General features: G+C 73.8%; 15 protein-coding genes. 6 read left to right on the top strand and 9 right to left on the bottom strand.

What is annotated here, in order from left to right; translation table 11 throughout:
- The first annotated feature begins 51 nt into the window (after nt 1-51).
- Nucleotides 52-561, top strand: coding sequence for a GNAT family N-acetyltransferase (locus tag ACIPN7_RS19615; RefSeq protein ID WP_400545961.1), 510 nt, complete (start codon nt 52-54; stop codon nt 559-561).
- A gap of 135 nt (nt 562-696) precedes the next feature.
- On the opposite strand, the gene ACIPN7_RS19610 is transcribed toward ACIPN7_RS19615, so the two are convergent.
- The gene (locus tag ACIPN7_RS19610; protein ID WP_400545958.1) at nt 697-1,776 is read right to left on the bottom strand and encodes a thiamine-phosphate kinase; all 1,080 of its coding nucleotides are present in this window, start codon (nt 1,774-1,776) and stop codon (nt 697-699) included.
- Between the two features lie 158 nt (nt 1,777-1,934).
- Here ACIPN7_RS19610 and ACIPN7_RS19605 point away from each other — a divergent pair, with 158 nt between their 5' ends.
- Both ACIPN7_RS19605 and ACIPN7_RS19600 read left to right on the top strand, forming a co-directional pair.
- Nucleotides 1,935-2,426 carry a DUF3515 domain-containing protein gene (locus ACIPN7_RS19605; protein WP_400545955.1) on the top strand — a complete coding sequence of 164 codons (492 nt, stop codon included), beginning with the start codon at nt 1,935-1,937 and terminating at the stop codon, nt 2,424-2,426.
- A complete protein-coding gene (locus ACIPN7_RS19600; protein WP_400545952.1) occupies nt 2,423-3,202 on the top strand; it encodes a TetR/AcrR family transcriptional regulator in 780 nt (259 codons plus the stop codon). Before ACIPN7_RS19605 ends, ACIPN7_RS19600 begins: the two co-directional genes overlap by 4 nt.
- Before the next feature lie 5 nt (nt 3,203-3,207).
- Here the strand turns inward: ACIPN7_RS19600 and ACIPN7_RS19595 are convergent, their stop codons facing one another.
- From ACIPN7_RS19595 to ACIPN7_RS19575, 5 genes are all read right to left on the bottom strand, one after another.
- The gene (locus tag ACIPN7_RS19595) at nt 3,208-3,738 is read right to left on the bottom strand and encodes a hypothetical protein (protein ID WP_400545949.1); all 531 of its coding nucleotides are present in this window, start codon (nt 3,736-3,738) and stop codon (nt 3,208-3,210) included.
- A gap of 65 nt (nt 3,739-3,803) precedes the next feature.
- Nucleotides 3,804-4,985: a D-alanine--D-alanine ligase family protein gene (locus tag ACIPN7_RS19590; RefSeq protein WP_400545946.1), complete on the bottom strand. Its 1,182-nt coding sequence runs from the start codon at nt 4,983-4,985 to the stop codon at nt 3,804-3,806.
- Nucleotides 4,986-5,053: 68 nt separating this feature from the next.
- Complete coding sequence (locus ACIPN7_RS19585; RefSeq protein WP_400545943.1) at nt 5,054-6,088, bottom strand: TIGR00341 family protein; 1,035 nt, start codon at nt 6,086-6,088, stop codon at nt 5,054-5,056.
- A 92-nt stretch (nt 6,089-6,180) separates the two neighbouring features.
- Nucleotides 6,181-7,767 carry an AMP-binding protein gene (locus ACIPN7_RS19580; protein ID WP_400545940.1) on the bottom strand — a complete coding sequence of 529 codons (1,587 nt, stop codon included), beginning with the start codon at nt 7,765-7,767 and terminating at the stop codon, nt 6,181-6,183.
- 20 nt (nt 7,768-7,787) lie between these two features.
- Nucleotides 7,788-9,491 carry an aldehyde dehydrogenase family protein gene (locus ACIPN7_RS19575; protein WP_400545937.1) on the bottom strand — a complete coding sequence of 568 codons (1,704 nt, stop codon included), beginning with the start codon at nt 9,489-9,491 and terminating at the stop codon, nt 7,788-7,790.
- A 168-nt stretch (nt 9,492-9,659) separates the two neighbouring features.
- Here ACIPN7_RS19575 and ACIPN7_RS19570 point away from each other — a divergent pair, with 168 nt between their 5' ends.
- Together ACIPN7_RS19570 and ACIPN7_RS19565 are read left to right on the top strand one after the other, a co-directional pair.
- A complete protein-coding gene (locus ACIPN7_RS19570; RefSeq protein ID WP_400545934.1) occupies nt 9,660-10,922 on the top strand; it encodes a PucR family transcriptional regulator in 1,263 nt (420 codons plus the stop codon).
- Between the two features lie 9 nt (nt 10,923-10,931).
- The gene (locus ACIPN7_RS19565) at nt 10,932-12,110 is read left to right on the top strand and encodes an acyl-CoA dehydrogenase family protein (RefSeq protein WP_400545931.1); all 1,179 of its coding nucleotides are present in this window, start codon (nt 10,932-10,934) and stop codon (nt 12,108-12,110) included.
- A gap of 102 nt (nt 12,111-12,212) precedes the next feature.
- Here the strand turns inward: ACIPN7_RS19565 and ACIPN7_RS19560 are convergent, their stop codons facing one another.
- Together ACIPN7_RS19560 and ACIPN7_RS19555 are read right to left on the bottom strand one after the other, a co-directional pair.
- Nucleotides 12,213-13,439: a trans-sulfuration enzyme family protein gene (locus ACIPN7_RS19560; RefSeq protein ID WP_400545928.1), complete on the bottom strand. Its 1,227-nt coding sequence runs from the start codon at nt 13,437-13,439 to the stop codon at nt 12,213-12,215.
- Between the two features lie 89 nt (nt 13,440-13,528).
- On the bottom strand, nt 13,529-14,851 hold the full coding sequence (locus tag ACIPN7_RS19555; RefSeq protein WP_400545925.1) for an MFS transporter: 1,323 nt from the start codon (nt 14,849-14,851) through the stop codon (nt 13,529-13,531).
- A gap of 83 nt (nt 14,852-14,934) precedes the next feature.
- Here ACIPN7_RS19555 and ACIPN7_RS19550 point away from each other — a divergent pair, with 83 nt between their 5' ends.
- Complete coding sequence (locus ACIPN7_RS19550; RefSeq protein WP_400545922.1) at nt 14,935-15,993, top strand: GlxA family transcriptional regulator; 1,059 nt, start codon at nt 14,935-14,937, stop codon at nt 15,991-15,993.
- 22 nt (nt 15,994-16,015) lie between these two features.
- Here the strand turns inward: ACIPN7_RS19550 and ACIPN7_RS19545 are convergent, their stop codons facing one another.
- Nucleotides 16,016-17,905: a right-handed parallel beta-helix repeat-containing protein gene (locus ACIPN7_RS19545; protein ID WP_400545919.1), complete on the bottom strand. Its 1,890-nt coding sequence runs from the start codon at nt 17,903-17,905 to the stop codon at nt 16,016-16,018.
- Between the last annotated feature and the right edge of the window lie 36 nt (nt 17,906-17,941).

Here is a 17,941-nt window from a genome sequence, read left to right as displayed (position 1 = left end):
GGTACCAAAGAAGTGGTTGCGCAAGGCCCCGCACGGTGAAAAGGTAAGGTCATGATGGCACCGGAAGACGTGACCATCCGCCCAGCAACGACGACCGACGCCGAAGCTATCGCTCGTGTCGACATCGCCTCTTGGCGTGGTGCTTACTCAGAGATCCTGTCCGACTCCTACCTGGCCTCGCTCGACATCACCGACCGCGCCGGGCAGTGGACGGCGGCAGTGACCGCGCGAGACACCACTGTGCTCGTCGCCGAGGACGAGAGCGGACCCGTCGGGTTCACCAGCGTGGGGCCGTCGCGCGACGAGGACGCCGAACCGGGTGACCTGGAGATCTACGCCATCTACCTGCACCCGCGCGCCTGGGGCAGCGGCGTGGCGCGCGACCTCATGCGCACCGTGCTCGACGGCCTGCACTCGGGCTCCGTGACGCTCTGGATCCTGGAGGGCAACGAGCGCGCGCAGCACTTCTACCGGCGGCACGGCTTCCTGCACGACGGCACCGAGCGCATCGACGAGATCGGCGGCCAGCCGCTCACGCAGCTCCGGTTCCGCAAGCGCTGAGCTCGGCACTCCGCACCGACATCTGCGGCCGGCGAGGTCGGCACCGTGCATCGCGGTCGGCAGTCGGCATCACAGTCGGCACAGGGCTGGACCGATCTCGATGCAGAGTCACGACCTCGCAGGGATCTGCCGACCTCACGCCCGGAAGTGGTCCCAGCCCGGTCCGACGTCGGGCTCCGCGCCGCCGATCGTGACGGCGGGAGCGCCGGCGCTCCCCGCCTGGGCATCGAGCACCCGCCCGACGGCGGACCAGCCCGCCGGCAGCGGCACGTCCGCGGGGAACGTGGCGAGCAGCCCGTGGTCCTCTCCCCCGCCCCAGATCCAGCCGTCGAGCACACCGTCGACGTCGGACCGGCCGGGCCCCCACCCGGGGTCGCCCAGGCCCGACGCCGCGGCGACTGCCCGGGCCGCCGAGCGCAGCTCCTCCCGGTCGGCGGGGAATGCCCCGGCGTCGAAGTCGATCCGCACGCCGCTCGCGGCGGCGAGCCGCCCGGCGTCGCGGAGCAGACCGTCGGAGAGGTCGAGCATCGCCGTCGCCCCGGCCTCGGCGGCCGCGACACCCGCGGCGAGCGGCGGCTCGGGCCGCAGGTGCGCGGACACCAGCCGCTCCCAGGCGTCCTCGAGCAGCACACCCTCGCTGACCTCCAGCGGCACCGGGGACGGCGGCTCCTTGACCAGACCCGCCTCCAGGAGCGCCAGCCCGGCGGCCGACCACCCGCGCACCCCCGCGTGCGCGACGACGTCGCCCGGCCGCGCGCCCGACCGGAGCACCGGTGGGCGTCCCTCCAGGTCACCGTGCACGGTGACGCTCACGACCAGGCAGGGACCGCCGGACAGGTCGCCGCCCACGGCGCCCGCACCGGCGGGCGCGCAGCCGTCGGCCAGTCCCCGGGCCAGCCCCGTCACCCACTCCACGTCGGTGTCGCCGGGCACCACCAGGGACGTGACCAGCGCGGTCGGCCGGGCACCCATCGCCGCGATGTCGGCGAGGTTCTGCGCGGCGGCGCGCCGTCCGACGTCGTACCCCGTGGACCAGCGCGCGCGGAAGTGGCGGTCCTCGACGAGCACGTCCGTGGAGACCACGAACCGTCCGTCGGGCGCGGCGAGCACCGCGGCGTCGTCGCCCGGGCCGAGCAGCGTGGCGCTCCCCCGGGGCAGCAGGGGGAGGATGCGTTCGAGGATCTGCTCCTCGGAGAGGTCACGGACGCGGGTCACTGGAAGACCTTAAGGTGCCGCCCCGCTCCGGCGCGGCATCCGGCCCGGCGCGCGGGGGCCGCAACGATGCCGGGTCCGGCACCCTGGGCCGCCCTCGGCGCCCGGCACCCGGCGGGCGCCGAGGGCGGGCACGCTCCCCAGGCGGGTAACGTATCTCCGTGCTTCCCGCCCGAATCGTCACCCCCCGGACCGTCGCCGTGCTGGCCGCCGCCGCCCTCACCGCCGTGGCCCTGGGCGGCTGCGCGCGGACGATCGGGGTGGAGGTCGCGCCCGACGCCGCCGACCCGCTGTGCGCGGAGGTGCTGCTCGCCGTGCCCGACGAGCTCGGCGAGGACCTGCCCAAGGTGCCGACCGACGCCCAGGCCACGGCGGCCTGGGGCGAGCCGGGCGGCGCCGTGACGATGCGCTGCGGCGTGGAGCAGCTCGGCCCGTCCGGGGACTGCCAGCACGTGGACTCGGGCGACGGGACCACCGTCGACTGGATCGTCACGACCGACGACGAGGGCACCTGGTCGTTCGTCACCTACGGCCGCGACCCCGCGGTCGAGGTGATCGTCCCGCCCGCGGTCACGGACAACCACTCGACGTCGTTCATCGCCGACCTCGCCGATGCCGTGACCCAGGTACCTGCCACGAAGGAGTGTCAGTGAGCCCTGCCGTGACAGAACGGCCCGCCACGGGGCAGCCGGCGACCGTCGATGCGGACCCGCCCGTCCAGTCCCGGCGGGAGCGCCTGCGTGACGAGCTGCACCGCGAGGTGCTCGACGCGGCCCGCCACCAGATCGCCGGGCAGCACGGCCTGAGCAAGCTCACGATGGCCGCGATCGCCAAGGAGGTCGGCGTCACGCCGCCCGCGCTGTACCGGCACTTCGAGAACCGGCAGGACGTCATCGCGCAGCTCTGCGAGCTGATCGTCGAGGAGGTGCTGGACACGCTCGGCGCCGCCGTCGCCCGGCAGGAGCCCGGCGACGTCGCCGCGGCGCTGGTCGCCTCGACCCGGGCCTCCCTGGACTGGGCGGTCCGGAACCCGGCGGAGTTCGACCTGGTCATCGGCTCGGGCATCAGCTCGGAGCTGCCCGAGAGCCACGACCTCCAGCGCCGCATGGCGGAGATGATCGGCGGCCACTACGTACCGCTGTTCCGCGAGCTGGCCGCCTCCGGCGTCCCCCGCCCGGCCGACGACGAGCTCGACCCCGAGCTGGCCGAGCAGGTGCGCCGGTACCGCGACGCCGTGGGCGGGCAGGACCTGCCGCTCGGCATCGCCCACCTCATGGTGACGAGCTGGCGGCAGGTCTACGGCCTGCAGTGCATGGCCGTCTACGGGCACCAGGAGTTCGCGTTCGGCGACCACGTGGCGCTGCACGAGGACCTCGTGTCCTCGCTGCTGGTGCGGTTCGGCCTGGACCCGCACCCCACCGTGCGCTGAACGGGTCAGCGCACCATCGACTCCTTGCCGGTCGCCAGCGTGTGCAGGGCGTCGGCGTTCGAGATCACCTGGATGGTCCCGGTGTAGCTGATACCAGGGTTCTTCATCGCTGCGCCCAGCAGCTCCGCCAGCGCCGCGAGGTGCCGGGAGTCGTGCGCGCAGATCCGGTGCACGTGCTGGGTCGCGGTGATCATCTCCAGGGCGTAGACGGGGTACCGCCACAGGGGCTGCCAGAACCCGCTGACCTGCCACAGCCGCGCGGCGGGCCAGGCGACCCCCGCGCATGCCATGGCGACGACGGCCTCCCACGGCACCTCGGCACCGACCAGGCGCAGCAGCAGCATGACCACGGCGACGATGGCGAACGGGTAGGCCACCTGGTTCACCCAGGGCCCGATCGGCTGGGGCTTGGCCACACCGACCACCTCGACCCGCATGACGTTGCTCAGCGCGAAGGTGGTGAGCCCGACGGTGAGCACGCCGTTGGCGACCCGAACCTCACGCATGGCGTACTTGTAGCGCGGCCCGCGCCCCATCCTGCCTCCTCAGAGCCTCTGTCCGACATTCCGGACAGTGGTGGTGAGAGGCAGAGTACAGGCGATCAGCGCAGGCCGGTGGGCCGTTCGAGGGCGAGCTGGATCAGCTCGTCGATCAGCTCCGGGTAGGGCACGCCGGACGCGTCCCACATGCGCGGGTACATCGAGAACGGCGTGAAGCCCGGCATGGTGTTGATCTCGTTGACGACCACCTCGTCGTCGGGGGTGACGAACACGTCCACGCGGGAGAGGCCCTCGGCGCCCACGGCCTCGAAGGTCCGCACGGCGATCTCCTGGACCTCCTTGATGACGTGGTCCGGCAGGTCGGCCGGGCAGGTCAGCTGCACCGCGGACTCGTCGAAGTACTTGGCCTCGTAGTCGTAGAAGCCGTTCTTGGTCTCGTCGGTGACCACGATCTCGCCCGGCAGGGAGGCCCGCGGGCGCTCCCCGCCGCGGCCGCCGAGCACCGCGCACTCGATCTCGCGACCCACGATGCCCGCCTCGACGATCACCTTGGGGTCGTGCCGGCGCGCCTCGGCGACGGCGGCGTCCAGCTCGTCCAGCGAGTCCACGCGGGAGACGCCGAGCGACGAGCCTGCGCGGGCCGGCTTGACGAACAGGGGCAGGCCCAGGGGCTCGATCGTCTGCAGCACGACGTCCCGGCGGTCGTCCCAGTCGCCCGGCTTGATGACGGCGTACGGTCCGATCGGCAGGCCGTGGCCGGCGAGCACCATCTTCATGAAGTGCTTGTCCATGCCGACGGCGGACGCCAGCACCCCGGACCCGACGTACCGCGCGTCGGCGAGCTCCAGGAGGCCCTGGACTGTCCCGTCCTCGCCGTACGGCCCGTGCAGCAGCGGGAACACCACGTCGACGTCCGCCAGGGCGGACGGGGCCTGGCCCGGCTCCAGCACGCGCAGCGCGGAGTCGCCCACGGTCAGCGGGAGCACCACCTCGGCGGCCGACGCCGGCACCTCGGCCGCCTTGCCGTCGGTGATCGCCCAGCGCTCGGGCTCGTCGGCCGCGATGACCCACTGCCCGTTCGGGGTGATGCCGACGGGCACCACCTCGTACTTCGAGCGGTCGATCGCGCCCATGACGCCGCCGGCCGTGGCGACGGAGATCCCGTGCTCGCCGGAGCGGCCGCCGAACAGGATCACGACGCGGGTCTTGCGGGCAGCGCCCGGCGTCGGCACGAGGTTCGTCGAATCCCCGGCGGAGGCTGGTTCAGGAGTGTGGTGCGACATCGCGCCCGACCCTACCGGAACGGCGCGCCGCCGGACGCCGTCGTACCCCGCCCTGCCCCACCACCGGCTCACCCGCCGTCCGACGTCGCGAGCCGCTCGCCCACGGTGTGCAGCACGACCACCTCCGGCTGCCAGGGGACTATGGCGTCCACCCGCTCCTGCAGCGGCGCGACGTCGGGCACGGCGTCCGGGCTGCGCACCTCGACGACCAGGTCCTGGGCCTGCCAGGACACGTCCTCGACGGTGGCTTCTGCGTCGGGCCCCGCCCACTCCTGCGCGGCCGTGCGGACCTGGCTCAGCCAGAGCTCCGCGAGCGCCGCCTGCGCCGTGTTCGCCACCATCGGGACGGCGACCACCAGCACCGCGACGAGCGCGACGACCACCGCCGTCCGCCGCCGTGGGGCCGGCGACCCCTGCCGCGCCTCGCGGGCGTCCTGGACGTACCCGACGCCCGAGAACACCACGGTCGCCGCGATGACGAGGGCGACGGCGTTCGAGACGAACAGCAGCAGCGCGCCGAGCGCGAGCGAGGCCTGACCCTGGCCGAGGCACACGCCCACCACGCCCAGCGGCGGGACGAGCGAGATGGCGATGGCGATGCCCGGCAGCACGTCGGCGAGGTCCCGGCGCGCGAGCGCGATCGCCCCGGCGAACCCCGTGGCGAAGGCCGCGACGAGGTCTCCCACACCGGGCGAGGTGCGCCCCGTCACCTGGGAGTTGGACGTGACGTCCGACGTCGCGGGCAGCGCGAGCGCCACGAGCAGGCCGAGCACGACGACGACGGCCATACCGCCGAGCACGTACGCGATGGACCGCACGATCCGGCGGCGCCGCCCCGTGACGATGCCGAGCCCGATCCCGAGGATCGGCGTCGAGAGCGGCGCGATGATCATGGCGCCGATGACCGTGGCCGTCGAGTCCGTGGCGACGCCGGAGACCGCGATCGTCCCGGACAGCACCAGCATGACCCAGAAGGCGGACCGCTTGGCGCGTGTGTCGCCGCTGTCGAGGTCGAGCCGGTCGGTGACCTCGGGCAGGTCCCGCCGCTGGCTCTCGGGGACGAGCGCGCCGAGCACCCGGCCCCGGTGCGGGGAGTCTGCCATGGCCGCTCCCCGTGTCCGCACCCGTGTCTGGTGCCTCGATCGTGGCACCGGCGCACCCGGTCGGCATCCGGAGAGCGGGCCGGCCCGCGCGGCTACCCCGCCGTCGTCCGCAGGTCCTTGCGCAGGATCTTGCCCGACGCCGACTTGGGCACGGCCTCGATGAACTCGACCGAGCGCACCTTCTTGTACGGGGCCACCTGCTCAGCGACGAACGCGATGACCTCGGCCTCGGTCAGCGACGCCCCGGCCACCGGCACGACGAACGCCTTCGGGATCTCGCCGGCCTCCTCGTCGGGCAGCCCGATCACGGCGACGTCCGCGATCTGCGGGTGGGACAGCAGCAGCGCCTCCAGCTCCGCGGGCGGCACCTGGTAGCCCTTGTACTTGATGAGCTCCTTGAGCCGGTCCACGACCTGGAACACGCCGCCGGAGTCGACCGTGACGATGTCCCCCGTGTGCATGAACCCGTCCGCCTCCAGGGTGGCCGCCGTCGCCTCCGGGTTGCCGAGGTAGCCGACCATCACGTTCGGCCCGCGGCACAGCAGCTCGCCGGGTCCGGAGACGCCGTCGGCGGGCTGCTCGATCTCCGCGCCCGTCGCCGGGTCGACGATCCTGGCCTCCATGCCCGCCACGAGCAGCCCCACCGACCCGGACGGGATGTCCGCGCGGTCGAACGGGATGCAGTGCGAGACGGGTGACATCTCAGTCATGCCGTAGCCCTGCAGCACCCGCACGTGCTTGCCGAGCCGGTCGCGCACGGCCCCCGCGAGGCCCTCGCCGAACGGCGCGGCCCCCGACAGCACGGCCCGCACGCTGGAGACGCCGTAGGAGTCGACCAGCGGGTGCTTCGCCAGCGCGAGCGCGATGGGCGGCGCCACGAACAGGAAGGTCGCCCGGTGCTCCTGGATCACGCCCAGGTACTGGGCCAGGTCGAACCGGGGCAGCGTCACGAGCCGGGCGCGGGTGCGCAGGGCCAGGTTGAGCAGCACCGTCATGCCGTAGATGTGGAAGAACGGCAGCACGCACGGCACCACGTCGTCCGACCCCACGCCGATGGCCATGGACTGCGCCACGTTCGCCACCAGGTTGGTGTGGGTGAGCATCACGCCCTTGGGGCGGCCCGTCGTGCCCGACGAGTACGGCAGCACCGCGAGGTGCGTCGCCGGGTCGAACGTCACGTCGGGGGCGGGGCGCGGGTCGGCGAGCAGGTCGGCCAGGGAGGTGCGGCCCTCCGCGCCGTCCAGCACCACGATCTGGTCGTCGCGCAGGCCCGCGTCCCGGGCCCCGTCCTCCCCCGCGGCGAGCAGCGCCGAGACGGTGATCATGAGCCGCGTGCCGGAGTCGGCGAGCTGCTTGGTGATCTCCGGCGCGCTGGACAGCGCGTTGACGGTGGTCACGGTGACCCCGGCGCGCAGCAGGCCGTGGAACACCGTCACGTAGGCCGGGACGTTCGGCGCGTGCAGGGCGACGACGTCACCCACCCCGAACCCCCGCGCCGCCACGGCTCCCGCCACCGCGTCGATCTGGTCGCGCAGGGCGCGGAACGTGGTGGCCGCCCCGCTGACGCCGTCGACCACCGCGACACGCTCCAGCTCCGCGTCCGTGATCGTGCCGAACAGGTACTCGTACACGCTGACGGGCGGGATCTCCACGTCGGGCAGCGGGCTGCGGATCACCATCGTCGGTCTCCCTCGGTTCGTCAGGCACGGAACGCGGCGAGCAGGACCGGCACCAGCCGCCCCCACGACGGCGCCGCCGCGTAGCGGGTGAGCTGCCGGCCCGTGTCCGTCACGCTCCGGGAACCACTGAACCACGGCGGCTTCGGGAAGAGCGAGAGCTCGCCGTGCAGCACGCTGCGCGGGAACGGGCGGAACGGCCCGGTCACGACGGTCCGCTCGGGTCCGGACAGCAGGTTCCCGTTGTGCACCACGTCGATCCCCGAGCCGACGTCGGCCACCGTGTGCCCCGGGAACGCGCCCCACGTCGCGCCCGGCAGGAGGAAGCCCACGCCGGTCCACGCGTTGATCGCGACGGTGCCGTAGCGCAGGTCGGCAATCGTGTCGTCGAACGCGGCCCCCATCGCCCGGCGGTCCTGCGGCCGCACCACCACGTTGGCGCCCAGGGTGCCGTACAGGGAGTCGTTGGCGAACCCGACGGCGGCGCGCAGGAACTCGGCGCCCGTGCCCGCCAGCTGCGTCCACGCCAGCACGGGCGCGAAGTACTCGTCGGAGCACGCCGGGTCGCCCGCGGCCACCTCCATCAGGATCCGGCCGGCCAGGTGCTCGGCGTCCGGGTGCGTGTCGTCGGCGCGGGCGACCTTGGCCGCCGTGCCGGGGTACCAGGGGTCGCGGGCGGGCATCCGCGCGAGCGCGGCGCGCAGCTCGGCGAGGAAGTCGTCCTTCTGCGGCCAGTCCGCCGACAGCACCACGACCTGGCCCGCGATGCAGTTGTGGCCCGCGTTGTGCAGCCGCATCGAGACCAGGTGCTCGGCCTGGAACCGCAGGTCGGCGGCGCTCCACCGCCCGGGCACCACGATCACCGGCGCGACGCCGCCCAGCTCGCTCGTGATCGGCACCGTGAGCCGGGGGTCGTCGGCCGCCCGGCGCAGCTCGGCCTCGTCACCGGTGCCCCACACGATCGCGTCGTGCGTCGCGGCGGAGCCGGTGATGTGCACCTTGTCGATGCCGGGGTGCCGTGTCAGGTAAGCCCCGACGGCGCCGTCCCCGGTGACGACCCGGACCGCGCCGACCTCGATCAAGGGCGCGAGCGCGCGGCGGTACACGTCGAGCAGCGCGCCGAAGGTGGGGTTGAGCTTCACGATGGAGGCGCGGTTGTGCGCCACCAGCTCGTAGAACGCGTCCAGCGGGGCGATCGACGAGATGTTGCCGGCGCCCAGCACGAGCCCGACCCCGCCGTACTCGCCGACCTTCCCGGCGCCCAGCCCCGCCTCGGTGCGCACCTGGTGCTCGCCCACGCCCGGCGGCATCCAGACCTCGGCCCGGAAGCCGTTGAACAGCACCCACTCCTGGGCGGTGCGCGGGAGCACCTTGACCGCCACGCGGCCGCCCGGGGCCGTGCCGACCCGGACGCCCTCGGCCGGCGACCGGCCCGCCGCGAGGGCCTCGTAGGAGCGCGCGTACGCCGCGGCGCTCTCCAGCGCCCCGTACGGTCCGGTCATCCACTCCTCGCCGGCGTACGGCGCGGACGGGTCGATGTGCTTCGCCCGTGCCGCGACGGTGGCCCACTCGTGGGCGACGTCGACGACCGCGGAGTGGACCTTCCGGAACAGCGCCGCCCGGTCCGCGACGGGCAGCTGCGCCCACCGCTCCGCGCCGACCTTGAGCTCGTCGACCGCCTGGTCGAGCTCGCGCCCGGTGGTGGCCTGCGCGTCCGTCACGCTCATCCGCTGTCTCCTTCGACCGCACTCTGCCTGCTCGACCGACACGCCGGTCCTCGCTGACCGGCGCTCCAATAGCCTAGGGGTCGGAGCCGGTCCAGGGCGAGACCCCGTCGCGCCTTTACATTTCGACCTTCGATGCACAACCGGGACGCCGCGACTAGGCTGCCTGGCATGTCGGACATCGCCGCGACTGGGCGTCATGACCTCCGCGACGCCCTGGATCTGCTGAGCGAACAGGTGGCCGACGGCATCCTGCACGCGGAGCCCGTGTACAGCGAGACCCGGCTCCCCGCCGCCGTCGTCCAACCGCTGGTCCGGGCCAACATCGCGGAGATCCTCACCGCCCTCGCCGGTGAGACCTCGTCGCTCGCACCTGCCCGGGAGACCGGCCGGGTCACAGCCGCCGAGGGCATCCAGCTCGACCTGCTCCAGGACGCCTACCGGCTGGCCGGGCTGCGCATCTGGGAGGAGCTCGCCCGGCGGCTGCGCCACCCGTCCGACACCGGCGCCCTGCTGCGGGCCTCCTCGCGGGTCTGGTCCGCGATCGACCGCTCGTCGAACGTCGCGGTCCGGAGCCATCTGGAGGCCGCGGCCGGCTTCGGCGAGAGCATGGCCCGCACCGAGCTGCTGCGCGGGATCCTGACCGGCGTCGTCCAGGACCTGGAGACCGCGCGGCGCGCCCTCGGGCTGCCCGCCGACGTGATGCTGGTGGTCGCGGTCACGGCGCAGGGTCCGGCGTCGGGCGGGGTGCCGGGTTCGACGGCGGGTGCGGCGCGGGGTCCGAGGTCCGGCGTGGCGCCGGCCGCGGCGTCCGACGCCGCCCGGGTGACCACCCGCTGGCTGATCCACGAGGGCGACCGGCTCACGCTCGTGGCCGCCCCCACCTCCCCGGACGCCCAGGAGGCGCTGGCCGGTCTCGCCGCGGGCACCCGGACCGGAGCCAGCCGCCCGTTCACCAGCCTCGCCGAGGCGCCGGCCGCTCTCGCCCAGGCCCGCACCGCGGTGCGGTCCCTGTCCCCGGGCCAGGCCGGGCTCTCCCGCTTCGGCGACCGCCCGCTGGACGCGCTGCTGGCCGCCGACGACGGGCGCGCCGGCGAGCTCGCCCTCGCCGTCCTCGGCGGGCTCCGCGAGCGCGACCCCCGGGACGAGGAGCTGCTCCTGGCCACCGTCGAGGCGTGGTTCGAGCACGGCGGGTCCGGCACCCGGGCCGCCGCGGCGCTGCACTGCCACCGCAACACGGTGCTCAACCGGCTGGCGCGCGTCGCCGACCTGACCGGCCGCGACGTCAACGACCCGCGCGCCGCCGCCGAGCTCTACGCGGCCGTGCGCGCCCGCCGGCTGCAACCCACGATTCTCGGCACAATTCACCCAACAGCGATACTCACCGCACTTCCAGCCGAAAACCAGCACCGCCCCGGCCCCTCACAGGGTTAGCCTCGTGACGTGACCGATCTCCTGTCCGGCGAGCTGCTCGCCGACATTCGCGAACGTGCCGCCGACTACGACCGGGACAACGCCTACTTCGCCGAGGACCTGGCCGACCTCCAGGCGTCCGGCTACCTCGGCGCGATGGTCCCCACGGCCTTCGGCGGCACGGGGCTCACGCTGCAGGAGACCGCCCACGAGCAGGCCCGCCTGGCCGCGCACGCGCCGGCCACGGCGCTGGCCGTGAACATGCACCACGTCTGGGTCGGCGTGGGCCGCTACCTGCACGAGCGCGGCGACTCGTCGCTGGACTGGCTGCTGCGGGAGGCGGCGTCGGGCGAGGTATTCGGCTTCGGCTACTCCGAGCCGGGCAACGACCTGGTGCTCCTCGGCTCGCGCACGGAGGCCCGTCCCGACGGCTCGGGTGGGTACACCTTCCACGGCCGGAAGATCTTCACGTCCAACTCCCCCGCCTGGACGCGGCTGGGCGTGCTCGGCCTCGAGAAGCCCGGCGTGCTGCGCCACGGCCGGAACGGCGCGCCGCGCCTGGTGCACGCCTTCATCACCCGCGAGGGCGGCGGGTTCGAGATCCTCGACGACTGGGACACCCTCGGCATGCGCGCCTCCCAGTCGCGCTCCACGGTGCTCGACGGCGCCCACGCGCCCGCCGACCGCGTGCTGCGCCTCCTGCCGCCGGGCCCGTCGCTGGACCCGTACGTGCTGGGCATCTTCACGTCGTTCGAGGTGCTGCTCTCGTCGGTGTACGCGGGGATCGCGGACCGGGCGCTGGAGCTCGCGGTCGAGACCGTGAACAAGCGCACGTCGATGAAGACGGGCAAGACCTACGCGCAGGACCCCGACGTCCGGCGCCGCATCGCCGACATGGCACTGGCCCAGGACAGCGTCTGGCTCCAGATCGACGGGATCACCCGCGACCTCGACGCGTCCGCGGCGGATCCCACGCTGGACCGCGGTGCGGGCTGGTTCCGGGCCACCGCCGGGCTCAAGGTGCGCGTCACCGAGGCCGCCCGTGAGGTCGTCGACCAGGCGGTGCGGGTCTCCGGCGGCTCCACGTACTTCAACGGCTCCGAGCTGGGCCGCCTGTACCGGGACGTGCTGGCGGGCATCTTCCACCCGTCCAGCGACGACGCCGCCCACTCCACGGTGGCCCAGTCCCTCCTGGGCCCGCTGGAGTAACGGGGTATCACCCGCACCACCTCGCTGACTCGCCGTGGCAACCATGCCGAGTCAGCGAGGTGGTCCGACCGGCCCGCTGAACCGCACGCCACCGACGGCGGGTCAGGCGCGGAGGGCGGCGTCCAGGTCCCGCCAGAGGTCCTCCACGTCCTCGATGCCCACCGACAGGCGCAGCAGGTCCTCCGGGACGGTGTGCGCCTCGGTGCCCCAGCGGCGGCGGCGCTCCAGCATCGACTCGACGCCGCCGAGCGACGTGGCGGGCAGCCACAGGCGGACGGCGTCCACGACGGCGTCCGCCCGCTCGACGGCGGCCGGTCCCGTCCCGGCGGCCTCAGCGTCCCCCGCACCCGGCCGGGGTCGGGGCCGCACGCCGATGATCGCGCCGAACCCGTTCATCTGCGCCTTCGCGCGCTCGTGCCCCGGGTCGCCGGGCAGCGAGGGATGCCGCACCTCCGCGACCTCCGGGTGCTCCGCGAGGCGGCGGGCCAGCTCGGCCGCGCTCGCCTGGGCCCGCTCGAACCGCAGCGCCAGGGTGCGCAGCCCGCGCAGGGCGAGCCAGGTCTCGAACGGCCCGGCGATCGCGCCGTGCAGCGTGCGGTGCTCGCGCAGGGTGGCGGCCAGGGCGGCGTCGCGCGTCACCAGCGCGCCCAGCACGACGTCGGAGTGGCCGGCCAGGTACTTGGTGACCGAGTGCAGCACCACGTCGGCGCCGTGCTCCAGCGGGCGCTGGCCCAGCGGGGTCGCGAACGTGTTGTCGACCACCGAGCGCACGCCGGCCGCACGGGCGGCGCCCAGCACGGCGGGCAGGTCGGCGACCTCCAGCATCGGGTTGGTGGGCGACTCGACGAGCAGCAGGTCCGCGCCGTCCAGGGCCGCGACCACGGCGTCCGTGTCCGCGATGTCGACGTACCGCAGGGTCACGCCGTGCCGCTCGGAGATCTGGCGCGCCAGCACCAGGCCCGCCTGGTAGGCGTGCCGCGGCAGCACGAGCGTGCCGCCGTCCGGCACCAGCGAGAACGCGGCCGCGACGGCCGCCATCCCGGACGAGAACAGGATCGCCGTGGCGGGAGCGGCCGCGCCGCCCGCGCCGGCCTCGGCCGCGCCGCCCTCCAGCGCCGCGAGCGCCTCCTCGAACGGGTGCCAGGCGTCGTTGTCCCCGCGCGCGTACGACAGCTCGTCCGGGGTGACGACGCCGCGCGAGACGTACGTCGAGTTCAGCGGCACGGACGGGTTGATGTGCCCGCCCTGCGCACGGGCCGGGCGCCCGGCGGAGACGACGACGGTGGCGGGCGCGAGGCCGGCGGCGGACGGGTGCTGGGCAGTGCTCATGGTCGGGAGAATACGACCGCCCCGCGCCCGCCGCCCCGGCAGTCCGCAGGGCGGCCGGACGTGTCGGACGCACGAGTCCGCCGAAGGACTCACGCGGCAGACGCGTCCGGGGTGGTCTGCCGGACGCGGCGGATCACCAGCGACATCAGCGCGGCGCCCGCGCACAGCGCGCCCGCGCCGTACCAGACGGCGTCGTACGAGCCCGTCATGTCCCGCACCAGGCCGCCCGCGAAGGCCACCACGCCGGCCCCGACCTGGTGCGACGCGAGCACCCAGCCGAACACGATCGGCGCGTCCTCGCCGTAGAACTCGCGGCACAGGGCGAGGGTCGGCGGCACGGTCGCCACCCAGTCCAGCCCGTAGAACACGATGAAGAACAGCATCGGCATCTCGACGTGCGGGGCCATGAGCGACGGCAGGAACAGCAGCGCGACGCCGCGCAGCGTGTAGTAGACGCCCAGCAGCACGCGCGGGGAGAACCGGTCGGTGAGCCAGCCGGACCCGATGGTGCCGATCACGTCGACCACCCCGATCACGGCGAGCAGGCTCGCGGCGACCGTGATGGGCATGCCGTGGTCGTGCGCACCGGGCACGAAGTGGGTGCGGACCAGCCCGTTCGTCGTCGCCCCGCAGATCGCGAACGCCCCGGCCAGGAGCCAGAACGGACCCGTGCGGGCGGCGTCGAACAGGGCGGTGACGGCGCGCCGGGCCGCGCCGCGCGTCGGCGCGGGCTTGGGCGCGTAGGTGCCGCCGTAGGGCGCCAGGCCCAGGTCCGCGGGGTGGTCGCGCAGCAGGAACAGGACGAGCGGGATGGCCACGAGCGAGGCGATGGCCACCGTGACCGACGCCGGGCGCCAGCCCTGGTTCTCGACGATCCACGCGAGCAGGGGCAGGAAGACGAGCTGGCCCGACGCCGTGGCCGCCGTCAGCACGCCGCTGACCAGGCCGCGCCGCGCCACGAACCAGCGCCCCGTCACGGTGGCCGTGAACGCGAGCGCCATGCTGCCGCTGCCCACGCCGACCAGGAGCCCCCAGCCGAGCACGAACTGCCAGGGTTCCGACATCCACACGGTCGACAGGGCGCCGCCCGTGATCACCACGAGGGCGATGCTGACCACGGGGCGCATGCCGAACCGGTCCATGAGGGAGGCCGCGAACGGCGCCGTGAGCCCGTAGAGCACCGACTGGAGGCCGACGGCGAACCCGATGGTGGCGCGCGACCAGCCGAGCTCCGCGTTGAGCGGGTCCACGAAGAGGCCGGGCGCGGCCGTGAACGCCGCGGCGCACATGACGGTCACGAAGCTGACCAGGGCCACCCACCAGGCGGGGTGGATGCGCGGCGTGCGGAGCGGGGCGCCCGGGGTCTGCGCGGCGTTCTGGCCCGCCGGCACGGGGACGTCTGTCTGGGTCACGGGATCAGCATGCGGGGGCGCCGCGGGCCGGGCCAGTGGCCCGCAGGACACACAACGCTAGGTTTCGGCCATATGATCGGGACATGGCCCAGAGCACCGCTTCCCCGGCCCCTTCCTCTCCAGCCCCGCGCCGGCATCGCGTCGCCGTCCTGATCCGGCCCGGCTTCATCCCGCTCGAGCTCGGCATCCCGCACCGGATCTTCGGCATCGCCCGCGACGCCGAGCGCCGGCCCCTGTACGAGGTGGTGACCTGCACGCCCGGCGGCCCGGGCCTGGTGCGGTCGGACTCCGACGTGCTGGTCCAGGTGGAGCACGGGCCGGAGATCCTGGAGACGGCGGACACGGTGGTGGTCCCGGCGTCGCACACCTCCGGGCCGGACGGCGCCGACCCGGCCGGCGGCGGTGCGCGGCTCTCGCCCGAGCTCGCCGACACGCTCGCCCGGATCCGGCCGGGCGCCCGGCTCATGTCGATCTGCACGGGCGCGTTCGTGCTCGCCGCCGCAGGCCTGCTCGACGGCCGCCCCGCCACGACCCACTGGTCGGAGAGCGGCCGGTTCCGGCAGCTGTACCCGCAGGTGGACCTCGACCCGGACGTCCTGTACACCGACGACGGCGACGTGCTGACCTCGGCCGGCGTCGCCTCCGGCGTCGACCTGTGCCTGCACGTGGTGCGGCGGGACCACGGAGCCGCCGTCGCGCAGGACGTCGCGCGCCGCACCGTGGTGCCGCCTCACCGGGACGGCGGCCAGGCGCAGTACATCCGGCGCCCGGTGGCCGCCGAGCGACCCGGCATGCCGGGGGCGGACGGCGGCCGCGGCGCGGGCACGACCGCGACCCGCGCCTGGGTGCTGGACCGCCTCGACGAGCCGCTGACGCTGTCCGCGATGGCCCGGCACGCCGCGATGTCGGTGCGCACGTTCACGCGCCGGTTCCGGGACGAGACCGGTGAGAGCCCCGCCCAGTGGCTCACGCGCCAGCGGGTCGAGCACGCGCGGACCCTGCTGGAGACCACGGTGCTTCCCGTCGAGCAGGTCGCGCGGCGGTGCGGGTTCGGCACGGCGCAGTCGCTGCGGGCGCACGTGACGACGGCGCTGGGCGTGACGCCGTCGGCCTACCGCCGCACGTTCCGCCGGGCGGCCTGACAGCGGCCGCCCGGCGGAACGGTCAGGACTCCGGGACCGGGTACGGGAAGGCGTCGGTGACGCCGATCTTGTCGTACTCCATCAGCGAGGCGTCGAAGTCGTCCTCCCAGCTGCCGTTGCTCACCTCGTTGCACCGGTAGGACTGGTACGACTGGTCGGTCGTCTCGCCCACCTCGATGTTGCTGAACGAGAAGGCGCAGCCGCCCGCGTCCATGTGGACGCCGCGGGTCCCGCTGTCCGGCATGGCCCCGGCGGGGTCCGGGATGACGTCGCCGATCACCAGCTGGTCCACGGTGTTCTGGACGGGGTGCGGCTCCTGGTTGTCGACGCCGTAGGTGTAGAACGCCCCCATGTCGCCGGAGTCCAGCCCCGCCTGCTCGATCCTGATGTACCGGAAGGTGTTGTTGTCGGTGTACTGGTCGCCGTCGACCACCTCCGGGCGCGACTCCAGGCTGATCCCGTAGCGCGCGGAGTGCTCGACCTGGACGTGCTCGACCGTGTTGTCCCCGGTGCTCATGAGCTCGATCCCGGCGGCGTCGCCGGGCACCAGCTCGCCGACGTGGTGGATGTAGAGGTTGCGGAAGGTGTGGTGGTGCGACAGGTCGCCCTCGCCCGGCCAACCGCCCTCGACCTTGACGCCGTCCGCGCCCAGGTTCTCGAACAGGCTGTTCTCGACCGTGAGGTGGTCGTTGGCGAACAGCGCGTAGACACCCGTGAACCCGGTGTCCCGGACGTGCATCCCGGTGAGCGTGACGTCGCTCGTGTTCTCCAGGGTGACGGCGCCGAACCGGTTGCGCGGCATCTCGATCTGCCGGTCGTACTCGGGGTACTTGTGCTCCACGCCCGAGTCGCCCGCGCTGATCCACCCCGCGCGGTACCAGCCGAGGTAGTCGGAGTACTGGACGCCGATGCCGTCGAACGTGATGTCGTGCGCCCGGTCCTCGGGCGAGGCGCCCTTGACGTCGAGCACCTTGGCGACCGTCGGCCGCATGACCCGGACGCCGTCCATGGCGCCGTCGCGCGGCTTGTAGTAAACCTCCCCCGCCTCGTGGTCGAGGTAGTACTCGCCGGCCTGGTCGAGAAAGCTGAGCGAGTTCTGCAGGAAGTACCGGGACCCGCTGCGGCTGTTCATCATCGCGTACCGCGTCCAGTGGTCCAGGATGATCTTGTTGTCGCTGTCCGCGGTGTCCGCGTTCTTGATCGGCACCGTGTCGGTGAACCAGCTCCACGAGCCGCCCGACCAGATGGTCACCTGAGCCGGCCAGCTCGTGGAGGACCGCAGGTCGGCCGACTCGTCCCAGTCGCCCGGGTGGTAGCCGATCTGGTCCCGGACCCCCTCCTTCTCCGGCTCGATGAGCCGCGAGACCAGGTACGGCGCGTGGGTGTCCGCCGACGTGCGGTTCGGGTGCCGCGCGGTCGTGGCCCGCTCGCCGTCGACGAAGAGCGTGTAGAACGGCGCGTCGGTGTCGACCTTCGCCCGGTAGATGCCGTCCCGGAACGGCTCCCACCCGGTGACCTCCTCGGCGCCGACCAGGTCTGCCGCGCCGGGGCCGTCGGTGCTGCGGTAGACCACCTGGTTCCCGCCGGCGCCCGAGTCCTCCTCGGTCAGCTCGATCGTCTCGGTGACCGGGTAGTCACCCGCCGCGAGATTGATCGTGATGTCGCACCTCATCCGCCCCGGACGGTTCAGGCCCGCCTCCCGGACGTGGTCGCGGGCCCGCTCGACCGTGCGCCACGGGTCCTTGGCGGTTCCCCTGCCGTCGTCGTCCCCGGACGGGGAGACGTAGAGCTGCGGGCACCGGCCCGCGCCCAGCGCGGCGAAGCTGTCGAGCCCGGCGCCGCCGGTCAGGCCGGCCACCAGGCTGAGCGCGGCGACGGCTACGGCGCCGTCGCGGATCCATTGTCTGGACATCGTCGTCCTCTCGGTCGATCAAGACGTGGTCGTTCG

The organism is Promicromonospora sp. NPDC090134 (assembly GCF_044746965.1).
Taxonomy (GTDB): Bacteria; Actinomycetota; Actinomycetes; order Actinomycetales; family Cellulomonadaceae; genus Promicromonospora.
The sequence above is the reverse complement of the archived record's forward strand: the minus strand, read 5'-3'. Positions and strand labels throughout refer to the sequence as shown.